General features: G+C 64.1%; 25 protein-coding genes and 1 pseudogene. 10 read left to right on the top strand and 16 right to left on the bottom strand.

The features are described 5' to 3' along the window. The 4 genes from Q0S16_RS11250 to Q0S16_RS11235 all read right to left on the bottom strand — a co-directional run. Nucleotides 1–883 (bottom strand): YgjP-like metallopeptidase domain-containing protein (locus Q0S16_RS11250; RefSeq protein WP_295848207.1); only part of this gene is annotated, 883 nt, incomplete at its 3' end. A gap of 262 nt (nt 884–1,145) precedes the next feature. Beyond that, nucleotides 1,146–2,471 carry a polyhydroxyalkanoate depolymerase gene (gene phaZ / locus Q0S16_RS11245; protein WP_295848205.1) on the bottom strand — a complete coding sequence of 442 codons (1,326 nt, stop codon included), beginning with the start codon at nt 2,469–2,471 and terminating at the stop codon, nt 1,146–1,148. 121 nt (nt 2,472–2,592) lie between these two features. Further along, nucleotides 2,593–3,411, bottom strand: a complete 819-nt coding sequence (locus Q0S16_RS11240; RefSeq protein ID WP_295848203.1) for an ABC transporter permease — start codon at nt 3,409–3,411, stop codon at nt 2,593–2,595. After that, nucleotides 3,408–4,196, bottom strand: coding sequence for an ABC transporter ATP-binding protein (locus Q0S16_RS11235; RefSeq protein WP_295848201.1), 789 nt, complete (start codon nt 4,194–4,196; stop codon nt 3,408–3,410). The genes Q0S16_RS11240 and Q0S16_RS11235 overlap by 4 nt, the downstream gene beginning before the upstream one ends. 124 nt (nt 4,197–4,320) lie before the next feature. Here Q0S16_RS11235 and Q0S16_RS11230 point away from each other — a divergent pair, with 124 nt between their 5' ends. Beyond that, nucleotides 4,321–5,637 carry an ActS/PrrB/RegB family redox-sensitive histidine kinase gene (locus Q0S16_RS11230; RefSeq protein WP_295848199.1) on the top strand — a complete coding sequence of 439 codons (1,317 nt, stop codon included), beginning with the start codon at nt 4,321–4,323 and terminating at the stop codon, nt 5,635–5,637. Here Q0S16_RS11230 and Q0S16_RS11225 read toward each other — a convergent pair whose 3' ends face one another. Beyond that, entirely contained in the window at nt 5,638–6,873 is a 1,236-nt protein-coding gene (locus tag Q0S16_RS11225; RefSeq protein ID WP_295848196.1) for an MFS transporter, read from the bottom strand. It abuts the gene before it with no gap. Between the two features lie 116 nt (nt 6,874–6,989). Next, a complete protein-coding gene (locus Q0S16_RS11220; RefSeq protein ID WP_295848194.1) occupies nt 6,990–7,673 on the bottom strand; it encodes a DUF938 domain-containing protein in 684 nt (227 codons plus the stop codon). Nucleotides 7,674–7,897: 224 nt separating this feature from the next. Here Q0S16_RS11220 and Q0S16_RS11215 point away from each other — a divergent pair, with 224 nt between their 5' ends. After that, entirely contained in the window at nt 7,898–8,740 is an 843-nt protein-coding gene (locus tag Q0S16_RS11215; RefSeq protein ID WP_295848192.1) for a class II aldolase/adducin family protein, read from the top strand. Between the two features lie 24 nt (nt 8,741–8,764). Here Q0S16_RS11215 and Q0S16_RS11210 read toward each other — a convergent pair whose 3' ends face one another. Continuing rightward, nucleotides 8,765–9,814 carry a HoxN/HupN/NixA family nickel/cobalt transporter gene (locus Q0S16_RS11210; protein WP_295848190.1) on the bottom strand — a complete coding sequence of 350 codons (1,050 nt, stop codon included), beginning with the start codon at nt 9,812–9,814 and terminating at the stop codon, nt 8,765–8,767. Nucleotides 9,815–10,039: 225 nt separating this feature from the next. Between Q0S16_RS11210 and Q0S16_RS11205 the strand changes: the two genes are divergently transcribed. Together Q0S16_RS11205 and Q0S16_RS11200 are read left to right on the top strand one after the other, a co-directional pair. Further along, nucleotides 10,040–10,276 (top strand): transcriptional regulator, encoded by a 237-nt coding sequence (locus tag Q0S16_RS11205; RefSeq protein ID WP_295848189.1) that lies wholly within the window; start codon nt 10,040–10,042, stop codon nt 10,274–10,276. After that, on the top strand, nt 10,276–10,527 hold the full coding sequence (locus Q0S16_RS11200; RefSeq protein WP_295848187.1) for a hypothetical protein: 252 nt from the start codon (nt 10,276–10,278) through the stop codon (nt 10,525–10,527). Before Q0S16_RS11205 ends, Q0S16_RS11200 begins: the two co-directional genes overlap by 1 nt. Nucleotides 10,528–10,537: 10 nt before the next feature. Here the strand turns inward: Q0S16_RS11200 and Q0S16_RS11195 are convergent, their stop codons facing one another. After that, entirely contained in the window at nt 10,538–10,795 is a 258-nt protein-coding gene (locus tag Q0S16_RS11195) for a hypothetical protein (protein WP_295848184.1), read from the bottom strand. Next, nucleotides 10,792–11,004, bottom strand: a complete 213-nt coding sequence (locus Q0S16_RS11190; protein WP_295848182.1) for a hypothetical protein — start codon at nt 11,002–11,004, stop codon at nt 10,792–10,794. The genes Q0S16_RS11195 and Q0S16_RS11190 overlap by 4 nt, the downstream gene beginning before the upstream one ends. 86 nt (nt 11,005–11,090) lie before the next feature. Between Q0S16_RS11190 and Q0S16_RS11185 the strand changes: the two genes are divergently transcribed. The 4 genes from Q0S16_RS11185 (at nt 11,091) to Q0S16_RS11170 (ending at nt 16,590) form a co-directional block, all read left to right on the top strand. Beyond that, nucleotides 11,091–12,326, top strand: coding sequence for an MFS transporter (locus tag Q0S16_RS11185; RefSeq protein WP_295848181.1), 1,236 nt, complete (start codon nt 11,091–11,093; stop codon nt 12,324–12,326). Between the two features lie 79 nt (nt 12,327–12,405). Continuing rightward, on the top strand, nt 12,406–13,059 hold the full coding sequence (locus tag Q0S16_RS11180) for an ABC transporter ATP-binding protein (RefSeq protein WP_295848180.1): 654 nt from the start codon (nt 12,406–12,408) through the stop codon (nt 13,057–13,059). After that, complete coding sequence (locus Q0S16_RS11175; protein WP_295848179.1) at nt 13,056–15,515, top strand: FtsX-like permease family protein; 2,460 nt, start codon at nt 13,056–13,058, stop codon at nt 15,513–15,515. Before Q0S16_RS11180 ends, Q0S16_RS11175 begins: the two co-directional genes overlap by 4 nt. Further along, nucleotides 15,505–16,590, top strand: a complete 1,086-nt coding sequence (locus Q0S16_RS11170) for a lipocalin-like domain-containing protein (RefSeq protein ID WP_295848177.1) — start codon at nt 15,505–15,507, stop codon at nt 16,588–16,590. Before Q0S16_RS11175 ends, Q0S16_RS11170 begins: the two co-directional genes overlap by 11 nt. Before the next feature lie 157 nt (nt 16,591–16,747). Here the strand turns inward: Q0S16_RS11170 and Q0S16_RS11165 are convergent, their stop codons facing one another. Together Q0S16_RS11165 and htpG are read right to left on the bottom strand one after the other, a co-directional pair. Then, nucleotides 16,748–17,944 (bottom strand): ABC transporter substrate-binding protein, encoded by a 1,197-nt coding sequence (locus Q0S16_RS11165; protein ID WP_295848176.1) that lies wholly within the window; start codon nt 17,942–17,944, stop codon nt 16,748–16,750. A 253-nt stretch (nt 17,945–18,197) separates the two neighbouring features. Then, nucleotides 18,198–20,069 carry a molecular chaperone HtpG gene (gene htpG / locus Q0S16_RS11160; protein WP_295848174.1) on the bottom strand — a complete coding sequence of 624 codons (1,872 nt, stop codon included), beginning with the start codon at nt 20,067–20,069 and terminating at the stop codon, nt 18,198–18,200. Nucleotides 20,070–20,342: 273 nt separating this feature from the next. On the opposite strand from htpG, the gene Q0S16_RS11155 reads away from it, so the two are divergent. Further along, entirely contained in the window at nt 20,343–20,798 is a 456-nt protein-coding gene (locus Q0S16_RS11155) for a response regulator (RefSeq protein WP_295848173.1), read from the top strand. Between the two features lie 124 nt (nt 20,799–20,922). Beyond that, nucleotides 20,923–21,999: a methyl-accepting chemotaxis protein gene (locus Q0S16_RS11150; protein ID WP_295848209.1), complete on the top strand. Its 1,077-nt coding sequence runs from the start codon at nt 20,923–20,925 to the stop codon at nt 21,997–21,999. A gap of 47 nt (nt 22,000–22,046) precedes the next feature. On the opposite strand, the gene minE is transcribed toward Q0S16_RS11150, so the two are convergent. From minE to Q0S16_RS11125, 5 genes and pseudogenes are all read right to left on the bottom strand, one after another. Further along, nucleotides 22,047–22,346, bottom strand: a complete 300-nt coding sequence (minE, locus tag Q0S16_RS11145; RefSeq protein ID WP_295848171.1) for a cell division topological specificity factor MinE — start codon at nt 22,344–22,346, stop codon at nt 22,047–22,049. Beyond that, nucleotides 22,343–23,158, bottom strand: coding sequence for a septum site-determining protein MinD (minD, locus tag Q0S16_RS11140; RefSeq protein ID WP_295848169.1), 816 nt, complete (start codon nt 23,156–23,158; stop codon nt 22,343–22,345). Before minD ends, minE begins: the two co-directional genes overlap by 4 nt. A gap of 17 nt (nt 23,159–23,175) precedes the next feature. Next, on the bottom strand, nt 23,176–23,865 hold the full coding sequence (minC, locus tag Q0S16_RS11135) for a septum site-determining protein MinC (protein ID WP_295848167.1): 690 nt from the start codon (nt 23,863–23,865) through the stop codon (nt 23,176–23,178). A gap of 125 nt (nt 23,866–23,990) precedes the next feature. Continuing rightward, on the bottom strand, nt 23,991–24,512 hold the full coding sequence (locus Q0S16_RS11130; protein WP_295848164.1) for an NUDIX domain-containing protein: 522 nt from the start codon (nt 24,510–24,512) through the stop codon (nt 23,991–23,993). 15 nt (nt 24,513–24,527) lie between these two features. Next, nucleotides 24,528–24,910 (bottom strand): annotated as a pseudogene (locus Q0S16_RS11125) (NAD-dependent epimerase); the annotation flags it as partial.

Genomic DNA, 24,910 nt, shown 5'->3' with positions numbered 1-24,910 from the left:
CGAACCCGACACGCTCGCTGTCAAACACGGCTCGCAAATCTTCGCGGTTCGCTTGCGCCGACATCGGCGTGCGCGGCGATACACGTTGCGGATTCATCCAAGCGATCGCGAAGCGATCCTGACCATGCCGCCGCGGGGGACCTTGGCGGATGCGAAAGATTTCGCACAACGTCACGGCGGCTGGATTGCTGCGCGTCTCGGACGTCTGGCGAAGGCAGCTCCGTTTCAGACGCCACGAGAACGACAGCGACCCCGCCGAAGTGCACGAGCCCCACCGGCTCGACTGGTCGCGGATCATCAGCCGCGTCACCTTGACGTTCAGCGTCGTGGCGTAATGCGAGGACGCCTTCTGCAGGTCGGCACGCGCCTCGCGCTTGAGGAAGTCGTGGACGCGGCGATCGACATGCTCGGCCTCGCCGGCGACACAGAGAATCTTCTCGCCGCTGTCGCGCACCTCGGTCCACACCGTGCCGCGCGAACCGGCGCGGTGCACGATCTTGTGCGCGACGCCGCGCAGCGGCACCAGGGTTCCAGCCTGGAACGGCGCCGCCTTCGGCAAACGGCCGAGCCTGGCCGCGATCCAGCCGCCGTGGCGGGCGGCAAATTCCTTGGCATCGGCCAGCGTGCCGCGCGGCGGCATGGTCAGGATCGCCTCGCGATCGCTGGGATGAATGCGCAGCGTGTAGCGCCGCGCGCGGCGATGTCTTCGCAGTCGAACGGAGAAAATTTGCGAGCCGTGCTTGACGGCAAGCGTGTCGGGTTCAGCGGGGCGGCGATAAAGCAGTGCGCGAAAGGCCATGTCTAAAGATCCGGTCGTCAGGAGTTCGACCGGATTCTGCCATATCCGCCGCCATGGGAATTGCTCGGCTGAAAAACAAATCATTTGCCCAATATACGGGGCAAATTAACGTTTTGTCCCCCACAGGATGGGGCCCGGAACACGAATCAAGATTCAAATAAAGCCCGGAACCAAGCTTTATAATATGAATTCATCCTCATTTTTTAAAATGCTTGGGATATTGCTTTTCCGCTCCTGTTTTCAGGGGCTTACAAAGCACCGGGATCGAATCAAAAACGCCAATCACGCGGATACATCGGGCTTCGTGCATCGACTGCGTCACGACAGTCGATGCACGGAACTATAACTACTCCGCGGCGGCGGCACTGATCTTGGCGCTCGCAGCGTTGAGGTGGAAATCGCAAATGCGCGGCACGATTTCCGATTTGAAGCGCGAGCCGTTGAACACGCCGTAGTGGCCGACGCCCTTCTGCACATAATGCACACGACGATCATCGGGAATCGATGAGCACAGCGTGTGCGTCGCTTCGGTCTGGCCGAGGCCGGAGATGTCGTCGTTCTCGCCTTCCACCGTCATCAGCGCGACGTTGGTGATGACAGAGGGATCGACACGCTTGCCGTGATGCGTCATCTCGCCCTTCGGCAGCGAGTGCTTGACGAATACGGTGTCCACCGTCTGCAGGTAATATTCGGCGGTGAGGTCCATCACCGCCAGATATTCGTCGTAGAATTCACGATGCTTGTCGACCAGGTCGCCATCGCCCTTCACCAAATTCGCGAACAGCTTCTTGTGCGCGTCCATGTGGCGGTCGAGGTTCATGCTGATGAAGCCGTTGAGCTGCAAAAAGCCCGGATAGACGTCGCGCATCACGCCGGGATGCGGAAACGGCACCTTGGTGATGACGTTGCCGCGGAACCAGTCGATGCCCTTTTCGGCGGCGAGATTGTTCACCGCGGTCGGATTGCGCCGTGTGTCGATCGGCCCGCCCATCAGGGTCATGGACACCGGCACGAACAGATCGCCTTCGGCCTCCATGATCGAAACCGCGGCCAGCACCGGCACCGACGGCTGGCACACCGCGAGGATGTGGACGTTGCCGCCCAGCTCATGCAGCATCTCGATGACGTAATCGACATAGTCCTCGAGGTCGAAGCGCCCCTCGGACACCGGCACCATGCGGGCATCGGACCAGTCGGTGATATAGACCTCGTGGGTCGGCAGGAACGCCTCGACGGTGCCGCGCAGCAGCGTGGCATAGTGGCCGGACATCGGCGCCACGATCAGCAGGCGCGGCTGCGGGCTGCGCAGCGGGCGCGGATGCTGGCGATCGAAATACAGCAGCCGGCAGAACGGCTTTTCCCACACCGAACGAATCTCGATCGGAGTCCGCACGCCGTTGACCTCGGTGTCGTCGAGGCCCCATTCCGGCTTGCCGTAGCGGCGCGTGGTGCGTTCGAATAATTCGCAGCCGGCGGCGACGGACTTGCCGAACTCGGTGTTGGACAGCGGATTGAACGGATTCTGGAACATCATCTTGGTGGCATCGCTCATCATCCGCGCCGGATTGAGCGACGCGCGGACCATCTCATGCATCCAGTACATCGGCGTCGTCAGGGCCGGACTTACTTCCGACGGCAAGGCCGGCGGCCTGCCAAATTCACCGATCGGCATTTTGTCTCCCAAGGCTGTTTCAGCTTAAGATAGTGGGGGCTGCATAAGAAAGCGTCAATGCGAGGATCGCATGGCTGACGTAACCGCGGCGCCGGACAGCGGCTTATCCCGGCAATTCCGCCTATTCGCCGCCGGAGACCAGCGAGCCGACCCGGCGGGCGCTGTTCAACAGCCCAAGAAATATCGCGAATGACAGGATAAACATCACGGCATTGATGGCCAGCGCGGCCAGCATCAGGTCAACACGGAACGTATGGTCGAACAGCAATGCGCGCATGGCCTCGAACACATAGGTTGGCGGCAGCATCCAGGCGACATATTGCAGCCAGCCCGGCAGCACGCTCACCGGATAATACACGCAGGTCAGCGGCATCAGGCCGAACATCAGAGTCCAGACGATGCTCTCGGCACCCAGCCCGTTGCGCAGCACCAGGCCGGAGACGAAGATACCAATCGACCAGCTGGTGAAGATCAGATTGCAGAACAACGCGATCAGCGGCAGGCCGAGCGTGAAAAGGTTGAACTTGAAGAACACCAGCGCCAGCAGCACCATCGGGACGATGCCGATGGCCAGCCGGATCAGACTCATGATCATCAGCGAGATCAGGACCTCGATCGGCTTCAGCGGGCTCATCATCAGATTGCCGAGGTTGCGCGCCCACATCTCCTCGAGAAACGAAATCGAGAAGCCGAGCTGGCCGCGAAACAGGATGTCCCACAGGATCACCGCGCCGATCAGCGTGCCGCCGGCCTGGGCGAAAAAGCCGGCATTCTGCGAAATGTAGCTCTGCAAGAAGCCCCAGGTAATGATCTGCAGCGCCGGCCAGTAGACCAGTTCGAGCATCCGCGGCCAGGACGACACCAGCAGGTACCAGTAGCGCAGCACCATCGCATACACGCGGTGCATGGCGATGCCACGATAGGGGGCGGTCAGGTTCATGGGGCGCGCTCGCGGCCGCGCGCGACGTCGAGAAATACTTCTTCCAGCGTCGCGCGGTTATAACGGATCAGGATGTTCTCCGGACTGTCGTCATCCTCGATGCGGCCGGTCTTCATGATGATGACGCGGTCGCACAGGCGCTCGACTTCCAGCATGTTGTGCGAGGCCAGCAGGATGGTGGCGTTGTGCGTCTTGCGATAGGTCTCCAGATGCTGCCGGATCCAGTCCGCGGTGTCGGGATCCAGCGAGGCCGTGGGCTCGTCGAGCAGCAGCAGTTCCGGCTCGTTGATCAGCGCCTTGGCGAGCGCGACCCGGGTCTTCTGGCCGGCCGACAGCTTGCCGCTGGCACGATCAAGGAAACCGGTGAGGTCGAGGTCGCTGGCCAGTTGCGCGATACGCTCGCCGAGATGCTTCACCGCGTAGAGCCGGCCAAACACCGTCAGGTTCTGCCGCACCGTCAGCCGCATCGGCATGTCGACATAGGGGCTCTCGAAATTGATCCGGCCGAGCACCTCGGCGCTTTGCGCCGGCATCTCGCAACCCAGCACCGAGACGCGGCCGGACGTCGGTAGCACCAGCCCCATGATCATCGCGATCGTGGTGGTCTTGCCGGCGCCGTTGCCGCCGAGCAGCCCGGTGATGCTGCCGCGCGCGATCGTGAACGAAATGTCATCGACGGCGCGGGTGGTCTTGTAGAGTTTGACGAGACGCGCGACCTTGATCGCCGCGGAGGTTTCCGCGCCAATGGCAGCTACAGCACGTGACTTGTCGATCTCGATTGTCATATCCGCCGTTCCTAGCGGCTTGAGGCCCAGCAATGCAAGCCTTCGACCTATCAGGGACCTGTCAGGCTGTCGCCGTAAGTCCCCGGATTTGTGGTCAGCCGATCCGGGGGCTAATGTCCGCGACATGACTGATATCGCCGCCTCCGACTTTCGCCACCCGCGCCGCTACGTACGGCTCGACACGATCTTGCGGCTGCGCTGGCTGGCCGCGCTCGGCCAGCTCGCGGCGATCTTCATCGTGGTGCAGGGCCTTGAATTCGACGTCGAGATCGTGCCCTGCCTCACCATCATCGGGGTGTCGGCGGCGCTCAACCTCGTGCTGCAGACGATCTTCAACCCGGTGCACCGGCTGGAACCGCGTTATGCCGCGGCGCTGCTGGCGCTCAACATCGCCGAGCTGGCCTGCCTGCTGTTCTTCACCGGCGGGCTGCAGAATCCGTTCTCGTTCCTGTTTCTGGCGCCGGTGCTGATTTCGGCAACCGCTTTGCCGACGCGGCTGACCATCGCGCTCGGCATCTTCGCGGCGACCAGCGCCACCGCGCTGGCGTTCTTTCATTTACCGCTACCGTGGGATTCGACGGAGCCGCTGGTGCTGCCGCAGATCTATCTGTTCGGCGTCTGGCTTTCGATCCTGACCGCGATCGGCGTCACCAGCCTGTACGCTTTTCAGGTCACCGAGGAGGCGCGGAAGCTGTCCGATGCGCTGGCGGCGACCGAACTGGTGCTGACCCGGGAGCAGCATCTGACCCAGATCGATGGCCTCGCCGCCGCCGCCGCGCATGAGCTCGGCACGCCGCTGTCGACCATCTTCCTGATTTCGCGCGAGCTGGAAAAATCGGCGCACGACCACCCCGAGATTGTCGATGACCTCCGGACGCTGCGCGAACAGGCGCAGCGCTGCCGCGAAATCCTGTCCAAGATCACGCAGCTGAATTCGAGCGGCGCGCCATTCGACCGGATGCGGCTGTCGGCGATCATCGAGGAAGCCGTGGCCCCCCATCGCGATTTTGGCATCAGCATCAAGACCCGGATCGCCGTCGCCAGCGCTGCCGAGCCGGTCAGCATGCGCAATGCGGCGATCCTCTATGGCGTCGGCAACATTCTCGAGAACGCCGTCGATTTCGCCCGTGAGATGGTCGAGGTCAATGCGTGGTGGAATGCCGACAGCGTCGTGATCTCGATTTCCGACGATGGACCGGGCATTCCACCGGACCTGCTGAAGCGGATCGGCGAACCGTATCTGTCGCGGCGGCGCAGCAGCGAGGACGGCGGCGAACATACCGGGCTCGGGCTTGGCGTGTTCATTGCCCGCACGCTGCTGGAGCGCACCGGCGCCAAGGTCACCTTTACCAATCGCGTGTTCCCCGACCACGGCGCCGTGGTGCAGATCGCCTGGCCGCGCGAAAGCTTCGAGACCACCGAGCGGTTCATCGAAACCTGATCAGACAATGTGACTGGACAACACGGCGCGTTGCGCGGCCCGCCGCTTGGCCACTCCCGCCACGATGAGAAAGCCGAGCCCGAGAACCACCGGCGGAAACACCACCGTGTTGACGGTCGACCAGCCATAATGCGCCAGTAACTGCCCGGACGCGAACGACCCCACCGCCATCACGCCGAACACCAGGAAATCGTTGAAGGCCTGCACCTTGTTGCGTTCCTGCGGCCGATGGCTTTCCAGCACCAGCGCCGAGGCGCCGATGAAGCCGAAATTCCAGCCGACGCCGAGCACGACGAGGCCGACCCAGAAATGCATCGCGGTGATGCCGGACAGGCCGATGATCGCCGCCACGGCTTCCAGCGCCAGGCCGACGGCGACGACACGCGGCGCACCGAAGCGGACGATCAGCGATCCCGTGAAGAAGCTCGGCCCGTACATCGCCACCACGTGCCACTGAATGCCGAAATTGGAATCGCTGAGGCTGAGCCCGCACATCTGCATCGCCAGCGGCGCCGACGTCATCACCAGGTTCATCATCGAATAGGACACCACGCCGCAGATCGCCGCCGCGACGAAGCGCGGCTGCCGGACGATCTCCAGCAGGGGGCGGCCGCCGGTCATGTCCGCGGGTGCCGGCTTCGGCGCATCGACGGTCGCCAGCAGCGCCATCGCGATCAACGCCACGATGGCCTGCGCCGCAAAGCTGCAGGCGAACAGGTAGGGCGGCCAGACGTCCATGGTCCACTGCACCAATTGCGGCCCGAGCACGCCGGCGAATACGCCGCCCGCCATCACCCAGGACACGGCCTTCGGCCGATAGGCGGCGCTGGCGCCGTCCGCCGCGGCGAAGCGATAGGATTGCGCGACGGCGCCGTACAGGCCGCCGAAAAAGGTGGCGCAGCAGAACAGCGCGAACGAGCCCTCGAGAATCGCGATGGCTCCGAGCACGCCGCACAGCGCGCCGGCGCCGCTGCCGAGGATGAAAGCGACGCGACGGCCATAGGCCCGCGAGATGATGCCGACCGGCAGGGTGCCGCAGGCGAGGCCGACGACATAGACGGAGATTGGCACGGTGGCGAGCGACACGCTGGGCGCCAGCGTCGCGCCGACAATGGCGCCGGTGGCGAAAATAACCGCTGAATTGGCGCCGCCCAGCGCCTGCGCCGCGGCTAGCCGCCACACAGTGGCACGCGCCCGGACGTCATCGGCGGTGTCGCGACTGGTGCTGATGGTCATTGATTTCCGCCCCGGCTCGGCCCGGTGCTCGCCGGGCCTGTCATTTCGCGCGGACTATGACCGGCGCTTGCTGGTCGATCAACATGTACCAGCGCAAACGCCCCATGCAGGCGGCGCTACCTAACGGGCTGCCGCGCCAGGCTGAGCAACAGATTGTTGGCCGGCATCTCAACCACGTCGACCAGCGTGAGGCCGACGCGTGCCGCGACGCGTTCGAGCTCCGCGACGTCACGCACGCCCCAGTCCGGATTGCCGCTCCGCAAGCTGGTGTCGAACAGCGCATTGCTCACGGCGGTGTGCTGCCCGTTGCGCTTGAACGGGCCGTAGATGAACAGCTGGCCATCCGGTCGCAGATAGTTTGACGCGCCTTCAATCAGGCCTTCAGCCACCTGCCACGGCGCGATGTGCACCACATTGGCGCAGAACACTGCCAGCAAGGCGGTCGGTCCACTGCCGTCCTGCATCTGCGCGCACCAGGCGGGATCGGTGAGATCGATGCGCAACGGCGGGCGGACGTTGTCGCGCCGCGCATGCGCGGTCCAGGCGGCGATGCTCTTCAAATGCGCTTCGTTGAGATCGCTCGGCCACCAGGTGATATCCGGACAACGGCTGGCGAAATCGACAACATGCTGGCCGGTGCCGCTGCCGACCTCGACGACGTCGCCAGCCCTGCCGTCCAGAAACGGCGCCAGCGCGGCCCAGATGGCCTCATGGTTGCGGTGAAACGCCGCCGCGTCGAGCCGGCCGTCAGCTTCGACATTTCGGCCGTCCTTGCCGAATTCCACAACATATTCCGCCAAATCCAGTCTCCGGATCACGTCATCATGCTGGCATCATGGCGCCGCCGCGCAAGGCGACCATGCGTCGCCTCTGTCGTCTAGCAGGAATGAACGTGCCAATCATGTCATCCGCGCTGGCGCGAGGAAAAAAGCGGATGGTACGTTGTCACGAAGGATTAATCATTGACACATAACCCTACAAAAATACCTTCAGAACTGCCACCAGACTTCAACAGGACCATATGATGAAGCTTTCACTAACTGCGGCGCATGCCGCGCTGGCCATCTCCCTGCTGGTCGGCGCGTTGCCGCCGGTCCATGCCCAGACCGCCGCTCCCGCTACGGCGCCAGCCGCGCCCGAATCGGGCGGGCCGGTCGATCCGGCAAAAATCCAGGAACTGGTGATCGCCAACCACGTACTCACCGACCTCAATGTCATCGACGGGTTCGGCCACATCAGCATGCGGCATCCCGGCAATCCGAACCGTTATCTGCTGAGTCGCTCGGTGGCGCCGGCGCTGGTCACGGCGGATGACATCATGGAATATGATCTGGCTTCCAATCCGGTCGACGCCAAAGGCCGCAACAGCTTCTTCGAGCGATACATTCACGGCGAGATCTACAAGGCCCGGCCGGACGTGATGGCCGTGATCCATACCCACTCGCTGGGCGTGATCCCGTTTGGGATCGGCGGCGTGCCGCTGCGTCCGGTGTTCCTGCTCGGCGCCTTCCTGTCGCCCAGCGTGCCGGTGTTCGATATCCGCAAGGCCGCGGGCCAGACCAACATGCTGGTCGGCACCCCCGATCTCGGCAAGTCGCTGGCATCGACGCTGGGCAGCCGCAGCGTCGCGCTGCTGCGCGGCCATGGCAGCGTCGTCGTCGCCTCGACCGTGCCGATGGCGGTGTTCCGTGCCTATTACAGCAACGTCAACGCGTCGCTGCAGTCGCAGGCGATGGCGCTGGGCGGCAAGGTCAACTACATGGAGCCGGAAGAGAGCCAGAAGACGCTGGCCACGATCGAGAACATCCACGGCCGTGCCTGGGACCTGTGGAAACGCGCAGCGTTGGAAAAAATGACGGCGAAGTAATCGTCGAGGTCCGGGTCCGCGTGTTCAGTGCACGCGGACCTCGATATCGTCATAGCCCTTGATGCGATACACGATCACCGAGATCATCCAGCTCAGGATGAAGATCGCGATGATGAGATAGCCGAGCGCGCCAAAATTTTCGTTGAGCATCTCGATGGCGTGCCAGAAGCCACCGGTGAGATCGAGCTTGCGGCCGATCAGGCCGAGCGCCTCGACGCTGCCAATTACCAGCGCGACGATCACCGACACCAGCGTGATGATCATGTTGTAATACAGCTTGCGGATCGGCTTGATGAAGGCCCAGCCATAGGCGCGCACCATCAGCACCGCGTCGGTGGTGTCGACCAGCGACATGCCGGCGGTGAACAGCGCCGGAAACACCAGGATTGACCACATCGACATGCCCTCGGCGCCTTGCGCCGCCGAAATGCCGAGCAGCGCGATTTCCGTCGCGGTATCGAAGCCGAGTCCGAACAGGATGCCGAGCGGATACATGTGCCAGCTCTTCGAGATGATCCCGAACAGCGAACGCAGCGCGCGGCCAACGATGCCGCGCTGCGCCAGCAGCGCATTGAGATCTTCCTCGATGAAGCGTTCGCCGCGTTTCACCGCCCGGAACAGCCGGTATACCGAGATCAGGATCACGATATTGGCCGCCGCGACGATCAGCAGGAAGAACGCCGAGACGCCGGTGCCGATCAGACCGCCGACTTCGCGAAACCCCTCGAATTTCGAATGCAGCGCCGACACCGCCAGCGCGACAAACAACGAAGCCACGACCACGACCGTGGAATGGCCGAGCGCAAAGAAGAAGCCCACCGAGATCGGCCGCTTGCCGGACTGCATCAGCTTGCGGGTCACATTGTCGATGGCGGCGATGTGGTCGGCGTCGACCGCATGGCGCAGTCCGAACGTATAGGCCAGCAGCGCGGTGCCGAGCAGCACCGGCTGGTCGCGAAACGCGATCAGCGCCCACAGCCAGGCCAGCACGTTGGCCGGTATCAGGATGGCATAAATGGTGAAGATACGGCCGCGCAGATTGTCGGCGCCGTCGTCAAAAAGCGTGCGGATCATTGCGGGGTAAGGTCCGTGTTTTCAGTGGTATTGTCTCAGGATCACCGCGGCCGCGCAACACAACCGCCGATGCGCTTGACCTGCCGTCAAGGCCCGGCGCTTAACCGCGACATAGGTTAAATAACCCTCAAAATGGCCCTTGGGGTGCCTTTGCCGGGATGTTTCTGATAGGAATGCCCCAGCAATAGCCGAAGCGTACGCCGCACGGCCAAATTCGAGGCACGCATGGACACCGAACCGGAACCGAAGACCCCCGCCGAGATGAAGGAAATCCGGCTGAATCGCAAGATCGCGCAGGAGACCGAAGGCATCAAGGCGATGGCGGACATCGCCGCGGCCGATATCGCGATCCGCAAACGCACCGAAAGCCTGCGCGCGGAGCGGCTGGCCCGCGAAGCCGAGGCGCTCAGCAATCCGCCCGAGCCCAAAGCCAAGCCGGCCAAGAAAAAGAAAGTGACCTGATGGCGAAGGATGAAGGCAAATCCGGCAAGGCCGAGCGCGACGCTGCGTCCAGGGCCGTCATCGACAACATGGCGAAGCTGAAAGCGCAACGCCTGGCTCGTGAGGCGCTGGCGCCACCGATCGCCGCGGTCAAGAAAAAGGTCGCCAAGACTGGCGCCGGCAAGACCGTCGCAGGCAAGAAGACTGTCGAGAAATCGCCGGCGCTCGCCGCCTGGCTGGCCGGACAGCAGAGCGGCGGACGCCGGACCTGAACGCGGATGGTTAGACGGCCTCCGCCGCGGTGGGGGCCGGCCATTCGATCATGGTGCGGGTCTTGGTCGCGGAATCATAGACCTGGATCTGCAGCATCTGATAGGCGTTCTTCAGCTTCATGCCGGCTTCTTCCGCGGCTTCGACGGTGTCGTGATGCGACTTGAAATGGCCGTCGACGACGATCGAATAGCCTTCGGTCGGCGCGCGGTCGGCGCGAACGATCTTGCGGGGCTGCGGTTCGTCCATTTCGATCTTCGGCTTTTTCATCGTCGCTCCGGGAGTTCGGTGATGTGGGTTCGCCCCCGTTTACACGGAACGGCGAAAAAAGGCAGGCTCAATCGCGGGATCTTGCCACTATCGGCGGCAATGACGGTCAGATTGAGGTCGATTCGCGCGATCCGGACAAGAAACGCGCGATGAAGGCGCCGCCATCCCGCCCCTGCCTTGGCGACCTGCTCCGATTGCAACGGCTGCATGCGGCAACATTCGTGGACAGACCGCGCCGGCAGCCCTACGGCTAGCGCCTCAACAAGACGCGACAAGAGCACGGGTGGAAACTGCCATGGTCGATATTCCGGCCGCCACACATCACGTCCAAGGGGATTCGGCGCTGCGCACCCTCGGCGCGATCTCGACCGCGCACTGGGTCAGCCACTTTCATATTTTCGTACTGCCGATGCTGTTCCCGTTCCTGAAGGAACGGCTCGGAGTCAGCTATATCGACCTCGGTTTCGCACTCACTTTGTTCGCCGTGGTGTCCGGCCTGACCCAAGCGCCGATCGGCTATCTGGTCGACCGCATCGGCGCGCGAAAGATCCTGATCGTCGGCATGACGCTGGGCAGCGCCGCGCTGATCGGACTCGGCCTGTCGTTGAGCTATCCCTCGCTGATCGTCTGCGCCGCGCTGCTCGGCCTCGCCAACAGTGTCTATCATCCGGCCGACTACGCGATCCTGTCCGCCCATATGGACGAGACACGGATGGGCCGGGCGTTCTCGATCCACAGCTTCGCCGGCTTTGTCGGCGGCGCGGTGGCACCCGCCATCATGGCGGCGCTGGTCGCCGGCGTTGGCGGCCAAAGCGCGCTGATCGTGGCTGGCGTGATCGGACTGGCCGTGGTGCTGATGCTGATCGTGATCGGGATACCCGATGCCGGCGCGATCCATTCGCGCAACATGGACGGCGCGCCGGCGGCCAAGGTCAGCATGCTGACGCCGGCGATCCTGCTGCTGACGGTGTTCTTCACGCTACTCAGCCTATCGCAAAACGGCATCAACAGTTTCGGCATCGTGGCGATGATGACCGGTTATGGCAGTTCGTTTTCGGCGGCGAATATCGCGCTGACCGGCTATCTCGGCTGTAGCGCGATCGGCGTGCTGGTCGGCGGCGTGCTGGCCGACCGTACCGAGCGCCACAGCCAGATCGCGGCGGGATGCTTTGCGATCAATGCCGCGATCGTGTTCACGATCGCCTCGGTGACGCTGCCGGCGCTGGCGCTGACCCTCACGATGGCGCTGGCCGGATTTCTCAGCGGCGTCATCGTACCCTCGCGTGACATGCTGGTGCGCAACGCCGCGCCACCCGGCGCCGCCGGCCGCACCTTCGGCATCGTCTCCACCGGCTTCAATTTCGGCGGCATTCTCAGCCCGCTGCTGTTCGGCTGGCTGATGGACCACGCGCTGCCGGGCTGGGTGTTCGGCGTCTCGGCCGGCTTCATGGCGGCGACGGTGCTACTGGCGCTGGTATCGGAACGCAAGCCGACATTCGTATCCGGAACAGTGTCCGCCAGCCGGCGCTGATCCGTTGGCGCTCAAGGGGACCAAGGACGTCCTTCCGGTTGGTCGCCGCGACGCCCACATTCTGCTAGACCCTCCGATCATGCTCATCGTCCGCCGCCTCACCAAATCCTATCGCTCCGCCCAGGAACAAGTCGCCGTGCTACGCGGCGTCGATCTCGACGTCGCCGCCGGCGAGAGCGTGGCGCTGACCGGCGAATCCGGCAGTGGCAAGAGCACGCTGCTGCATCTGATCGCCGGGCTCGACGCCGCCGACAGCGGTGAGGTCAAGCTCGAGGACGTGCTGATTTCGGGAATGCCGGATGCGGCCCGCGCCGAGTTGCGGCGCGACCGCCTCGGGCTGGTGTTCCAGCAATTCAATTTGATCCCCAGCCTCAGCGTGGCCGACAATCTCGCCTTCCAGTCGCGCATCGCCGGCAAGCATGATGCGGTCTGGCAGAGCGAACTGATCGAGCGGCTCGGCCTCGCCGCGCTGCTGAAGCGCTACCCCGAACAGCTGTCCGGCGGCCAGCAGCAGCGCGTTGCCATCGGCCGCGCGCTGGCCTCGAAGCCGCTGCTGCTGCTCGCCGACGAGCCGACCGGCAATCTCGACGAGGAAACCGCGGACAATGTGCTCAGCCTGGCCCGCGATCTGGTCGCGCGCACCGGCTGCGGATTCCTGATGGTGACGCATAGCGCTCGTCTTGCCGCCACGCTGGACCGACAGGTCCAGTTGCATGCCGGCCTGATCCGGTGAAACGCGGGCTGTGGGTTCTCGCGGTGCTGCTGAGCCATTGGCGCCGGCACCCAATGCAACTGGCCACGCTGCTGGTCGGGCTGATCGCGGCGACGGCGCTGTGGAGCGGCGTGCAGGCGCTGAACCAGCAGGCCCGGACCAGCTATGACCGCGCGGCGGCGACGTTCGGCGGGGCGCGCACCGCGATGCTGGTGAGCCGAGACGGGTCGGCGTTTTCGCAACAGCTTTTCGTCGATCTACGCCGCGCCGGCTGGCCGGTATCGCCGATCCTGGAAGGCCGGGTACCGATCGAGGGCCGGATGGTGCGGCTGCTCGGCATCGAGCCGGTGACGTTGCCAGTGGAAGCGAGCGCCACCGCGGAGATCGGCAAGGCCGGGGTGCAGGGCTTCATCACGCCGCCCGGCCAGACCTTGCTGGCACCGGAGACCCTGGCGGAGCTTGGCCTCGCCGAGGGCGCGACGCCTTCGATCGAGGGCGCGCGCCATCTGCCGCCGCTGCGGGTGCAGCCGCAACTGGTGCAGGGCGTGCTGGTGGTCGATATCGGCATTGCGCAACAGCTGCTGAAAATGCCCGGACAGATCACGCGGCTGCTGATCGGCAAGACCAGCGGCCCGCGCGCGGCGCTGGAAACGGTGACGGATCAATTGCGGCTGGTCGAGCCCGACGCCGAAACCGATCTCGAACGTCTCACCGACAGTTTTCATCTCAACCTCACCGCCTTCGGGCTGCTGTCGTTCTTCGTCGGCCTGTTCATCGTCAATTCGGCGATCGGGCTCGGCTTCGAGCAGCGCCGGCCGATGCTGCGCACGCTGCGCGCCTGCGGCGTGTCAGCGCGACTACTCAACACCGTGCTGCTGATCGAGCTGGTGTCGATTGCCATCGTGGCCGGGCTGGTCGGTCTGGTGTGCGGCTATTTCATCGCGGCGTCGCTGTTGCCCGATGTCGCGGCCAGCCTGCGCGGCCTGTACGGCGCGACGATTCCGGGGCAACTGACGCTGAAGCCGGAATGGTGGCTGGCCGGGCTGGCGATCAGCATCCTCGGCGCGCTCGCCGCGGCGACGTCGAGCCTGCTCAAGGCGGTGCGGCTGCCCTTGCTGGCGGCGGCGCAATTTTATGCGTGGCAGCAGGCCCAGGGCTGCTGGCTGACACTGCAAGGCAGCTTCGCTGCCATCATCCTGGTCGGCGCGACCGGCGTGCTATGGCTCGGCGATTCGCTGATCGCGGGCTTCGTGGTGCTCGCCGCGCTGATGGTCGGCGCGGCGCTGGCGCTGCCGGTGATCCTGGGGATCGTGCTGGCGCTCGGCGAGCGCAGCACAAGGCGGCCGCTGGCAAAATGGTTCTGGGCTGACAGCCGACTACAGCTTTCCGGCCTGTCGCTCGCACTGATGGCGCTGCTGCTGGCGCTGGCCGTCAATGTCGGCGTCGGCACCATGGTGGAAAGTTTCAGCCGCACCTTTACCGGCTGGCTCGACGGCCGGCTGGCGGCGGAGATCTACCTCAACGCATCGAGCGAAAAGCAGGCGCTGGAGATCACGGACTGGCTGAAATCGCGCAACGACGTACAAGCGGTGCTGCCGGGCAGCCGCGCCGACGTACCACTCGACGGATTGCCAGTGGAAGTGCTCGGCTTCGCCGACCACGCCACCTATCGCCAGCAATGGCCGCTGCTGGAAGCGACGGCTGATGCCTGGGACCGGGTGCGCGGCGGCAATGCCGCGCTGATCAGCGAGCAGTTGTCGCGGCGACTAAGGCTGGGCGTCGGCGATCACCTCAATGTGCCCGCGCCGTCGGGGAGCTGGTCACTCGACGTGGTCGCGATCTATGCCGACTATGGCAATCCGAAGGGACAGCTCGGCGTCGCCATCGATGCGCTGACAACACGCTTCCCGGACATTTCGCAAACCCGGATGGGGCTGCGCGTCGCGCCCGCCGCCGTGCCGGCGCTGATGGCCGCGATCCAAGGCCGATTTGGCCTCGACGGCGGCAACCTCGCGGACCAGGCCACGGTGAAGGCGGAATCGCTGCGGATCTTCAACCGCACCTTCGCGGTGACTGCGGCACTGAACGGCTTTACGCTTGGCGTCGCCGGGGTGGCACTGCTGACCAGCCTGCTGACGCTGAGCAATTCGCGGCTGCCGCAACTGGCGCCGCTATGGGCGATCGGCATCACGCGACGGCGGCTGGCGGCGATCGAACTGCTGAAGACGCTGTCGGTGGCGCTGCTGACCGCGCTGCTGGCGCTGCCGCTCGGCCTGCTGGTGGCGTGGTGCCTGATCGCCGTGGTCAATGTGAAGGCGTTCGGCTGGCGGCTGCCGTTCCACGTCTTTCCGCTGCAGCTGATCCAGTTGCTCGGCGTCGCCATGCTGGCGTCGCTGCTGGCCGCGCTGCTGCCGATCCTGAAACTGCTGCGGATGCAGCCGGCGAAACTGGTGAAGGTGTTTGCCGATGAGCGGTAGCGCTCCCACACGACGCGGCTTTGTCGGCGGGCTGGCACTGCTTGGCCTCGGCGCGCCGCGCGCGCTGGCGCAGGGATTTGCCGGACTCGGCCGCGACGCCGACGGATTTGCCACCGTGACGCCCGGCCGCGCCCTCACCTTCCCCGCCGATCACGGCCCGCATCCCGACTTCCGCATTGAATGGTGGTACCTCACCGCCAATCTGGTCGATGCCGCCGGCGCCGCCTTTGGCGCGCAATGGACGCTGTTTCGCCAGGCGATGGCACCCGGCGCGCAACGCGAGGGCTGGGCCAACCCGCAGATCTGGATGGGCCACGCTGCGGCGACCTCGGCGACCGTGCATCGTTATGCCGAAGCTTTCGCGCGCGGCGGCATTGGGCAGGCCGGCGTCACCGCGATGCCATTCCGCGCCTGGATCGATGCGTGGGAGTTGCGCGGGCTAGACGGCTTCAGCGAGGCGACCGTCGCGCCGCTGCGGGTGTCCGCCGCGGGCGCGGAGTTCAGCTACGATCTGCGTCTGGATACGCCGCAGCCGCTGGTGCCGCAGGGCGACGCCGGCTACAGCAAGAAATCCGAACGCGGCCAGGCGTCGTATTATTACAGCCAGCCCTGGTTCGTCGCGCAGGGCTCGCTCACGCTGGATGGTCGACAAATCGCGGTGACCGGGCGCGCCTGGATGGACCGTGAATTCTCCAGCCAGCCGCTGTCGTCGGACCAGACCGGCTGGGACTGGTTCTCACTGCATCTGGCCAGCGGCGGCAAGTTGATGTTGTTCCGGCTGCGCCAGAAAGACGGCCAAAACTATTTTTCCGGCAACTGGATTTCGCCGGACGGCCGCTCCGAACAGATCGCATCCGGCGCGATCGCCATGACGCCGACGGCGTTCACGGAGGTCGGCGGTCGCCGGATTCCAACCTCCTGGAACGTCGGCATCGCCTCGCGCGGCTTGCAGATCCAGACCACGCCGCTCAATCCACAGGCGTGGATGGCGACCAGCTTTCCCTATTGGGAAGGACCGATCGCCTTCACCGGCAGCCAGCAAGGCGTCGGTTATCTGGAAATGACGGGGTATTGAGGCTTCGGATGAACGTCTTGCCCCGGACGCGATGCGATACGCAGTATCGCTTCGCAGAGCCGGGACCGTCGCACCCGCTGGCGGTCCTGGCGGTCCCGGCTCCGCGGAGCGGCATCAGAATGCCGCACCGCGCTTGGGACACGGAAGAGTTCGCCGCTTACTTCGTCAGCGGGCAGCCGCTTTCGGCCGCCGTCGGATAGGCCTTGGCGCCGGGCACGGTGGCGAGCATCTTGTAGTAGTCCCAGGGCTTCTTGGAATCCGACGGCTTCTTGACCTCGAACAGATAGAGATCCTTCACCATCCGGCCATTGGCCAGCACCTTGCCGCCCTGCGCGAAGACGTCATCGACGGGCAGCTCCTTGAGCTTTTTGGCCACCGCATCGGAATCCTTGGTACCGGCCGCCTTCACCGCCTTCAGATAGGACAGCGTCGACGAATAGGTGCCGGCCTGGATCATGTTCGGCATCCGCTGCGCCCGCTGGAAGAAGCGCTCGGAAAATTCGCGCGATTTGTCGTCGCGGTCCCAGTAGAACGATTCCGTCAGCACCAGGCCCTGCGCCGCCTGCAGGCCGAGCCCGTTCACCTCAGACAGGGTCATCAGCAATCCGGCGAGCTTCTGGCCACCGGCGACAATGCCGAATTCCGCGGCCTGCTTCACCGCATTGGTAGTATCGAGCCCGGCATTCGCGAGGCCGATCACCTTGGCCTTGGAGGCCTGCGCCTGCAGCAAGAATGAGGAGAAGTCCGATGAATTCAGCGGATGCCGGACGGCACCGAGCACCTTGCCGCCCTTGGCCTTGACGATATCGCCAGTGTCTTTCTCCAGCGAATAGCCGAACGCATAATCGGCGGTGAGAAAGAACCAGGTATCGCCGCCGGCTTCGGTCAGCGCCCCGCCGGTGCCGACGCCGAGCGCGCGGGTGTCGAACGACCAGTGGAAACCATAGGCCGTGCAGGCATCGCCGGTGATCCGTGACGAGGCCGCGCCGACCACAATGTCGATTTTCTTTTGCTGCTGCGACAATTCCTGCACCGCCAGCGCCACCGACGACGTCGTCAATTCGGTGATCATGTCGACGCCTTCGACGTCGTACCAGCGACGCGCGATGCTGACGGCGAGATCGGGCTTGTTCTGATGGTCGGCGGTGACGAGTTCGATCTTGTGGCCGAGTACTTCGCCGCCAAAATCCTCGATCGCCATCTTGGCGGCCTCGATGGAACCCTTGCCGCCGTAATCGGCATAGACACCGGACTGGTCGTTGAGAATGCCGATCTTGACGCCCTGTGCCAGAGCGGGTGCTGCGACCAACAGGCTGCAAGCGGCGACAGCCGATGACAAGTGCCGGAACTTCATAGAATAGCCTCCCGATGTTTTTATGTTGACGGGAAGCTATTTTAGAACGGCGCGGATGCCCAGCTAATCTTTGGGATGAGGACAGGAGACAATCGAACGTCGCCCTATCAGTCGTCGTCCCCGCGCAAGCGGGGATCCATGGCCTCCGAGTTCATAATCGCGGAACGGCATCTGTCCCACGACAAAATTCGTCACGGCGTATGGTTCCCCGCCTGCGCGGGGACGACGCGTGGAGAGGACGTGGCGCGAACGACTACATTCCCCGCAGCACCAGACGGTTCAGCCTTGCCGCGAACGCGGCCGGATCTTCCGGCAGTTCACCATCGAGGATCTGCGCCTGTTCCAGCAACAGGAACGACAGATCCGCGGCGTCGCCGCCGGCGGCCTTGTCGGCGGTGGCGATACGGGCCACCAGCGGATGCCGCGGATTGATCTCGAGGATCGGCTTGGTAACGCTGCCGCGATTCTGCATCGCCAGCATGCGCTCCAGCTCGCGGTCCGGGCCATGGCCGCCGGCCACCAGGCACGACGCCGAAGTAGTCAGACGCGTCGAGACCTTGACGTCGGAGACGCGCTGGCCGAGCGCTTCCTTGATGACCGCGATGGTCGTGGCTTCATCGGTCTCCGGCGTCGTCTCGTCCTTGGCCCCTTCATCGATGCGCGGGATCAGATCGAGATTGAGATCGCCCTGGCTCAGCGACTTCAGCGGTTTGCCGTCGAAATCGAGCGGCGTCGAGGTCCAGAACGCATCGACCGGATCGGTCAGCAGCAGCACCTCGATGCCGCGCGACTTCGCCGCTTCCAGCTTCGGATTTGATTTCAGCCGCTCGATGCTGTCGCCGGCGAGGTAATAGATCTCGGTCTGGTTCGGCTTCAGCTCGGCGACGTATTGCTTCAGCGAACGCTTCTCGCCCGTCGTGCTGGTGAAGCGCGTCAGTGCCAGCAGCTTCTCCCGGCGCTCGTAGTCCTCGTAGATGCCTTCCTTCAGAACCGGACCAAAGGCGTCCCAGATCTTTGCAAAGGCTTCCGGCTCCTTGTCGCTCATGCTCTCCAGTTCGCCGACCACGCGGGTGGCGACGGCCTTGCGGATCTGCGCCAGCTGCGGATTGTTCTGCAGCATCTCGCGCGACAGATTGAGCGGCAGGTCCTCGGCATCGATCACGCCGCGGATGAAGCGCAGATAGGTCGGCAGCAGGTCGGCATCGTCGGTGATGAAGACGCGACGGACATACAGCTTGACCTTGCCTTTTCGCGACGGCTCGAACAGGTCGAACGGTTTCGCGGACGGCGCGAACAGCAGCACGGCGTAGGAATAGCGCCCCTCGGCGCGGTAATGCAGCGTCATCGCCGGCTCGTCCCAGGCTGACGCGATCGACTTGTAGGCCTGGGTATAGTCTTCCGGCGTCAATTCGGATTTCGAGCGCTGCCACAGCGCGCTGGCCGAATTGATCTGGCGCGGCTCGCCCTCTTCCGTCCGCAGCAGAATCGGGAACTGGATGTTGTCGGAATAGGCGCCGACGATGCGCTCGATCTCGTGCGCCTCGAGATATTTCTTGGCGTCGTCCTTCAGATGCAGGTCGATGCGGGTGCCGGCGGGCACGTCCATGCCATTTTCAAGCTGGGCAATCTCGAAACCGGCGCCGCCCGACGACGTCCAGGTGAAGGCATCATGGCTGCCGGCGCGGCGGCTGGTCACGACGATCTTCTCGGCGACCATGAAGGCGGCGTAGAAGCCGACGCCGAACTGGCCGATCAGGCCAACGCCGTCCTTGGCTTCGGTGAGGCGCGACAGGAATGACTTGGTGCCGGAGCGCGCGATGGTGCCCAGATTGTCGATCAGTTCCTGGCGGTCCATGCCGATGCCGGTGTCGATCACCGACAGGATATTGGCGGCCTTGTCCGGCACAATGGTGATGTTCGGGGACGTGCCTTCGGCGATCAGCACGGGACTGGCGATCGCCTCGTAGCGCAGCTTGTCGCAGGCGTCGGACGCGTTGGAGATCAGCTCCCGCAGGAAGATATCGGTCTCGGAATAGACCGAGTGCACCATCAGGTTCAGCAGCTCGGCGACCTCGGCCTGGAACGGCTGCGAGGTCGGGGCGGAGGCGGTCGTCGTGTCAGTCATCGGGCGTACTCAGTCTCTTGTCAGAACGGATGATCTCGATATGGCATGGCGGCGGGAAACCGCAAGATTTCATATAGATACCACAAGCGGGTGGCCGGATACCAAGGCGCTGAAAATAGCAAAAAGAATGCCCCTGTCACAACCTGCGTATGTGCATTTTAGCGCAGACACGTGGGCGCGTCGCTCAGCAGATTTGCCAAACCGAGTCGCCGGATCGCTCCGGAATAGCGGCAATTGGGCCGCGGACTCCAAATCGGCCTGCTGGAGCTCACCATGTTGCGCATTCTGGTTGTCGACGACGATCCGCTGGTATCGCAAGCGATTGAACTGTGGCTGAAACAGCAAGGCTTCGAGGTCGTCACGGCGGATGGCGCGGCGACCGGTCTTGCTGTCCTGACCAAAGGCCGGTTCGACCTGATGATCGTGGATATCTTCATGCCCCACATGCACGGCTTCGAGTCGGTGCGGCTGTTCCATCAGAGCGCGCCGGCGGTGCCGCTGATCGCCATCTCGGGCTATGATTTTGCCGAAAGCCGTTCCCCAGCCCCGGATTTTCTGCGCATGGCGCTGGCGCTGGGCGCCACGCGCTCCCTGCGCAAACCGTTCAAGCCGAAAACGCTGCTGGCGGTGATCGATGAATGCCTGGCCGAGAACCGGACACGCCACGATCACGCGGCCGCGACCCGACGTCCCGGCATGACCGATGAGCGAAACCGAGAGGTAAATTAATCTCGCGTTAGGTATGATGATGGATAATCGCGGAGGTACCCTACAACGACATGAGCGCGTTACGCGCTAAATCACGATTTGATCAAACACCAATATTGCAAGGAATGCGGCGATGAGCGTGGTGATGAATCGCGGTAGCAGCCTGGCAAGGACCGATGATCAGGGTGACGACAGCGGGCAGGCGTCGGACATCTCCGCGCTGATCGCGCGGTTGACCCTCGAGGTCAATCAGATCGCCCGCGAGAAGACCAAATCGATCCAGAACATCACCAACCAGATGAAGATGCTGGCGCTGAACGCCTTGATCGAAAGCTCCCGCGCCGGCGCCCAGGGCGCCGGCTTCGCGGTGGTGGCACAGGAGGTGCGCCATGTCGGCCAGCAGGTCGAAAACATCGCCAGCGATCTGGAAACACAATTGACGGCCCGCACCGGCAATTTGATGGCGTCGATCGACAAGATGACCGAGCGCTCGCGCGGCGAGCGGATGGTCGATCTCTCCCTCAACGCCATCGAACTGATGGACCGCAACCTCTATGAGCGAACCTGTGACGTACGCTGGTGGGCCACCGATTCCGCCATCATTGACTGCGCCGCCTCACCGACCGACGCCGCCAAGACCCACGTCGCGGAACGCCTCGCGGTGATCCTCGGCGCCTACACGGTGTATCTCGATCTGTGGCTGTGCGACCTCGAAGGTAATGTGCTGGCCAGCGGTCTCGGCAGTCGCTTCGACGTCAAGGGGGCCAATGTCGCCGCTACATCATGGTTTCGCGAGGCGCGAAAACTGCGCTCGGGGGACGAATATACAGCCGGCAATGTCGACCGGCAGCCGCTGCTCGGCAATGCGCAGGTCGCGACCTACTGCGCCAGCGTGCGCGAAGGCGGCAAGGCGCATGGTCGCGCCATCGGCGTGCTCGCCATTCATTTCGACTGGGAGAGCCAGGCCCGCGCCATCGTCGAGGGCGTGCGCATCGGCGACGATGACAAGACCCGCGTCTTGCTGGTGGATTCGAATTTACGCGTGATCGCCGCGTCCGACGGCCAGGGGCTGCTCACCGAACGCATCGCGCTCAAGCTGAATGGACGTCGCAGCGGCTATTATCATGAGCATGCCGGCAATATGGTCGCGTTCCATGCGACGCCGGGCTACGAGACCTATAAGGGTCTGGGCTGGTTCGGCGTCATTCTTCGCGGGGCCTGAGAGGCGGGACAGCTTCTGACGAAGCCTGCCCGCCCCCGCAGAACCGATCAGCCGGCCTTGCGGTCGCGCTGCACGCGTTCCACCCCGTGGGGAAGTTCGATATCGACCTCAAGCGTCGACACCACGTCGCCGCGCTGCATCTTGACGATGACCTTGTCCGGATCGAGATCGACGTGGCGCGCCACCGCGGCCAGGATTTCCTCGCGCAGCAAGTTGAGCAATTCCGGCTGGCCCCGCATGCCGCGTTCATGCGCGAGCAGGATCTGGAGTCGCTCGCGCGCCACCGGCGCCGAGGCCTTCGCCACCGCGGACCGGCCGCTCAGCAGCCGCAGAAAGTTCATACTCATGCCGCCCTCCGCCCAAGAAGCCGTTCCATGAAACCCCTGCGTTGCACCGGGATCCGCATGGTGATGATGTCGCCTTCCAGCCGCATCGCGGCGTCCATATAGGCCTTGGCCGGCGCGCTTTCGGAATCGTTCAGCGTCACCGGCGACCCCACATTGGAGGCGCGCAGCACGTCCTGGCTTTCCGGGATGATGCCGAGCAGCGGCGTGGCCAGGATTTCCAGAATGTCGTCGATGCTGAGCATTTCGCCGCGCGCCGCGCGCCCGGCGTCGTAGCGCGTGATCAGCACGTGCTTGACGACTTCTTCGCCGCGCTCGGCCCGTACGGTCTTGGAATCGAGCATGCCGATGATGCGATCGGAATCGCGCACCGACGAGACTTCCGGATTGGTCACGATGACCGCTTCGTCGGCATAACGCATCGCCAGCGTGGCGCCGCGTTCGATGCCGGCCGGGCTGTCGCAGATCACCCAGTCGAACTTGGCGCGCAATTCGTCGATGATGCGTTCGACGCCTTCCTCGGTCAGCGCGTCCTTGTCGCGCGTCTGCGACGCCGGCAGCAGCCACAGGTTCTCGAGCCGCTTGTCGCGGATCAGCGCCTGCGACAGCTTGGCCACGCCCTGCACCACGTTGACGAGGTCAAACACCACGCGGCGTTCGGCTCCCATCACCAGATCGAGGTTGCGCAGGCCGACGTCGAAATCGACCACGACCACCTTCTTGCCGCCAAGCGCCAAAGCGGCACCGAGCGCGGCCGTCGAGGTCGTTTTCCCGACGCCGCCTTTTCCAGACGTTACTACCAGGACTTTGCCCATCTCAACTCCTCCGCGCTTCAATTAAGCGCTGTGATTTTCATGACGTCGCCGTCGAGCCAGGCCTGAGCCGGCCGATTGCGCAACGTCACATCCATGTCTTCGACGGTCTGATAATAACCGTCGATCGCCAGCAGTTCGGCTTCGAGCTTGTGGCAATAGATTCGCGCCGACGAATTGCCGTTGACCCCTGCCATGGCGCGGCCGCGCAGGGTTCCGTAAATATGGATCGAACCGCCGGCGACGATCTCGGCGCCGGAGCCGACCGAACCCAGCACTGTGACATCGCCATCGGTGAAAACGATTGACTGCCCGGACCGCACCGGGGCTTCCAGCAGCAGCGACTTGACCGGCTTGATCGGCGCCGGCTCGGCGACCTGGCTTTCGATCACGCATTGCCGGCCACCGGTCAGCAGCGGCGGCAGGCCCGGAACCGCCTTGGCTTCATCCAGCCCTTCCAGCCCCAGCACCCGGATGCCGCGGGTCTCGAGGCTGTCGATCAGATGCACGATTGCCGAATGGCTCAGATCGACGGCCGACAGATCGAGCACCACCGGGCGCCCGGCGAAGAAGCCGGCGGAGTGCTCCAGCGTGGCGTCGATTTCGGCGATCCAGTCGACAATCGGGACCATCGGCTTGAACATGAACGCGACATACGACCGGCCGCGAAAGCGCGCCAAGGGGCGGCTCTGTTCCACGATTTCAGTCATGACGACTCACTGTCCTTATCGAATTGTTAATTCGAGAGTGAAGCCGGGATGGTTAATGATTGGTTACCAGGGGGCAATTTTTGCCGGGTACAACGCGGCACAAAGGCTCGTTGCGCTCACCTCCGCTAAGCGTCCGCGCGATCAGCCCTGAGCCAGCGCCAGATTTTTTCAGCCCAGCCCCTCGGTTCAGATGGCAGCAGGGCCGGAACCGGGCTTTCAGCCGGAGTGGCGACGCCCTGCATCGCCGCGATCGCCAGCGGACCGACCTGCGCCAGGAAGGCCTGCTCGTGGCCGCGCGACAACCGGGCCAGCGCATCCTCCAGCGGCAGCCATTCCACCGCGGTGACATCCTTCATCAGCTTGCGCGACGGCGCAGCCGCCGCTTCCATATGCCAGAAATGCACCACCTTGACGCGCTCGCCGAGCGGATAGGCCAGCGTGCCGAGAAAGTCCTGAACCTGGGCCTCGTGGCCGGTTTCTTCCAGCACCTCGCGCTGGGCGGCGGCACGCGCGGTCTCGCCGGCGTCGAGCTTGCCCTTGGGCAATACCCAATCGGAGCGCTTGCGCAGGCATACCACCGCGAAACGCGGCGGCTCTGTCCGCTGAACGACAATGCCTCCCGCCGCCATGATGATTTCTCGGGTCATGGACGTCCTCAATGGTTAGCTAACAAATTTGCCACCAAGATCATCATGGATATGGGTACGGATGATGACTTCGAAGCTGGATTCCGCCCGAAAACCGAGCGAAAGCGCACGTGGTGTGTCGAAACTGGTCGGCCAGCCGGCGACCATCGCCATGATCGCCGGATCGGGGACATGCCGGACGCGGGCCGCCACGGCAGCGCCGGCGACGCGGCGCAGCGCGTCGATCTGCTCGGCGATCGAGGCTGGTACCCCGGGCATCATCAGCGTGCGGCGGTGACCGAGTGCGTCGCTGTCAAGCGTCGCGGCATGCAGCAGGAATTCCACGGTGGCGCGCGGACTGGCATGGGTCTGGCGAACGCTGTCGGCGACCGGCAGGATCGCCTCGCGGCCCGCAAGCG

It is taken from the genome of Tardiphaga sp. (genome assembly GCF_025356345.1).
Classification (GTDB): Bacteria; Pseudomonadota; Alphaproteobacteria; order Rhizobiales; family Xanthobacteraceae; genus Tardiphaga.
This window is presented reverse-complemented; position numbering and strand designations above follow the sequence as displayed.

Coding starts and splice junctions, on each gene's coding strand:
- htpG (WP_295848174.1), bottom strand. CDS start 20,069: ATGACTGACACGACGACCGCCTCCGCCCCGACCTCGCAGCCGTTCCAG.
- phaZ (WP_295848205.1), bottom strand. CDS start 2,471: ATGCCGATCGGTGAATTTGGCAGGCCGCCGGCCTTGCCGTCGGAAGTA.
- Q0S16_RS11235 (WP_295848201.1), bottom strand. CDS start 4,196: ATGACAATCGAGATCGACAAGTCACGTGCTGTAGCTGCCATTGGCGCG.
- Q0S16_RS11130 (WP_295848164.1), bottom strand. CDS start 24,512: ATGACCCGAGAAATCATCATGGCGGCGGGAGGCATTGTCGTTCAGCGG.
- Q0S16_RS11165 (WP_295848176.1), bottom strand. CDS start 17,944: ATGAAGTTCCGGCACTTGTCATCGGCTGTCGCCGCTTGCAGCCTGTTG.
- Q0S16_RS11200 (WP_295848187.1), top strand. CDS start 10,276: ATGGCGAAGGATGAAGGCAAATCCGGCAAGGCCGAGCGCGACGCTGCG.
- minC (WP_295848167.1), bottom strand. CDS start 23,865: ATGACTGAAATCGTGGAACAGAGCCGCCCCTTGGCGCGCTTTCGCGGC.
- Q0S16_RS11180 (WP_295848180.1), top strand. CDS start 12,406: ATGCTCATCGTCCGCCGCCTCACCAAATCCTATCGCTCCGCCCAGGAA.
- Q0S16_RS11230 (WP_295848199.1), top strand. CDS start 4,321: ATGACTGATATCGCCGCCTCCGACTTTCGCCACCCGCGCCGCTACGTA.
- Q0S16_RS11205 (WP_295848189.1), top strand. CDS start 10,040: ATGGACACCGAACCGGAACCGAAGACCCCCGCCGAGATGAAGGAAATC.
- Q0S16_RS11240 (WP_295848203.1), bottom strand. CDS start 3,411: ATGAACCTGACCGCCCCCTATCGTGGCATCGCCATGCACCGCGTGTAT.
- Q0S16_RS11195 (WP_295848184.1), bottom strand. CDS start 10,795: ATGAAAAAGCCGAAGATCGAAATGGACGAACCGCAGCCCCGCAAGATC.
- Q0S16_RS11150 (WP_295848209.1), top strand. CDS start 20,923: ATGAATCGCGGTAGCAGCCTGGCAAGGACCGATGATCAGGGTGACGAC.
- minD (WP_295848169.1), bottom strand. CDS start 23,158: ATGGGCAAAGTCCTGGTAGTAACGTCTGGAAAAGGCGGCGTCGGGAAA.
- Q0S16_RS11190 (WP_295848182.1), bottom strand. CDS start 11,004: ATGCAGCCGTTGCAATCGGAGCAGGTCGCCAAGGCAGGGGCGGGATGG.
- Q0S16_RS11225 (WP_295848196.1), bottom strand. CDS start 6,873: ATGACCATCAGCACCAGTCGCGACACCGCCGATGACGTCCGGGCGCGT.
- Q0S16_RS11155 (WP_295848173.1), top strand. CDS start 20,343: ATGTTGCGCATTCTGGTTGTCGACGACGATCCGCTGGTATCGCAAGCG.
- Q0S16_RS11210 (WP_295848190.1), bottom strand. CDS start 9,814: ATGATCCGCACGCTTTTTGACGACGGCGCCGACAATCTGCGCGGCCGT.
- Q0S16_RS11170 (WP_295848177.1), top strand. CDS start 15,505: ATGAGCGGTAGCGCTCCCACACGACGCGGCTTTGTCGGCGGGCTGGCA.
- Q0S16_RS11185 (WP_295848181.1), top strand. CDS start 11,091: ATGGTCGATATTCCGGCCGCCACACATCACGTCCAAGGGGATTCGGCG.
- Q0S16_RS11215 (WP_295848192.1), top strand. CDS start 7,898: ATGAAGCTTTCACTAACTGCGGCGCATGCCGCGCTGGCCATCTCCCTG.
- minE (WP_295848171.1), bottom strand. CDS start 22,346: ATGAGTATGAACTTTCTGCGGCTGCTGAGCGGCCGGTCCGCGGTGGCG.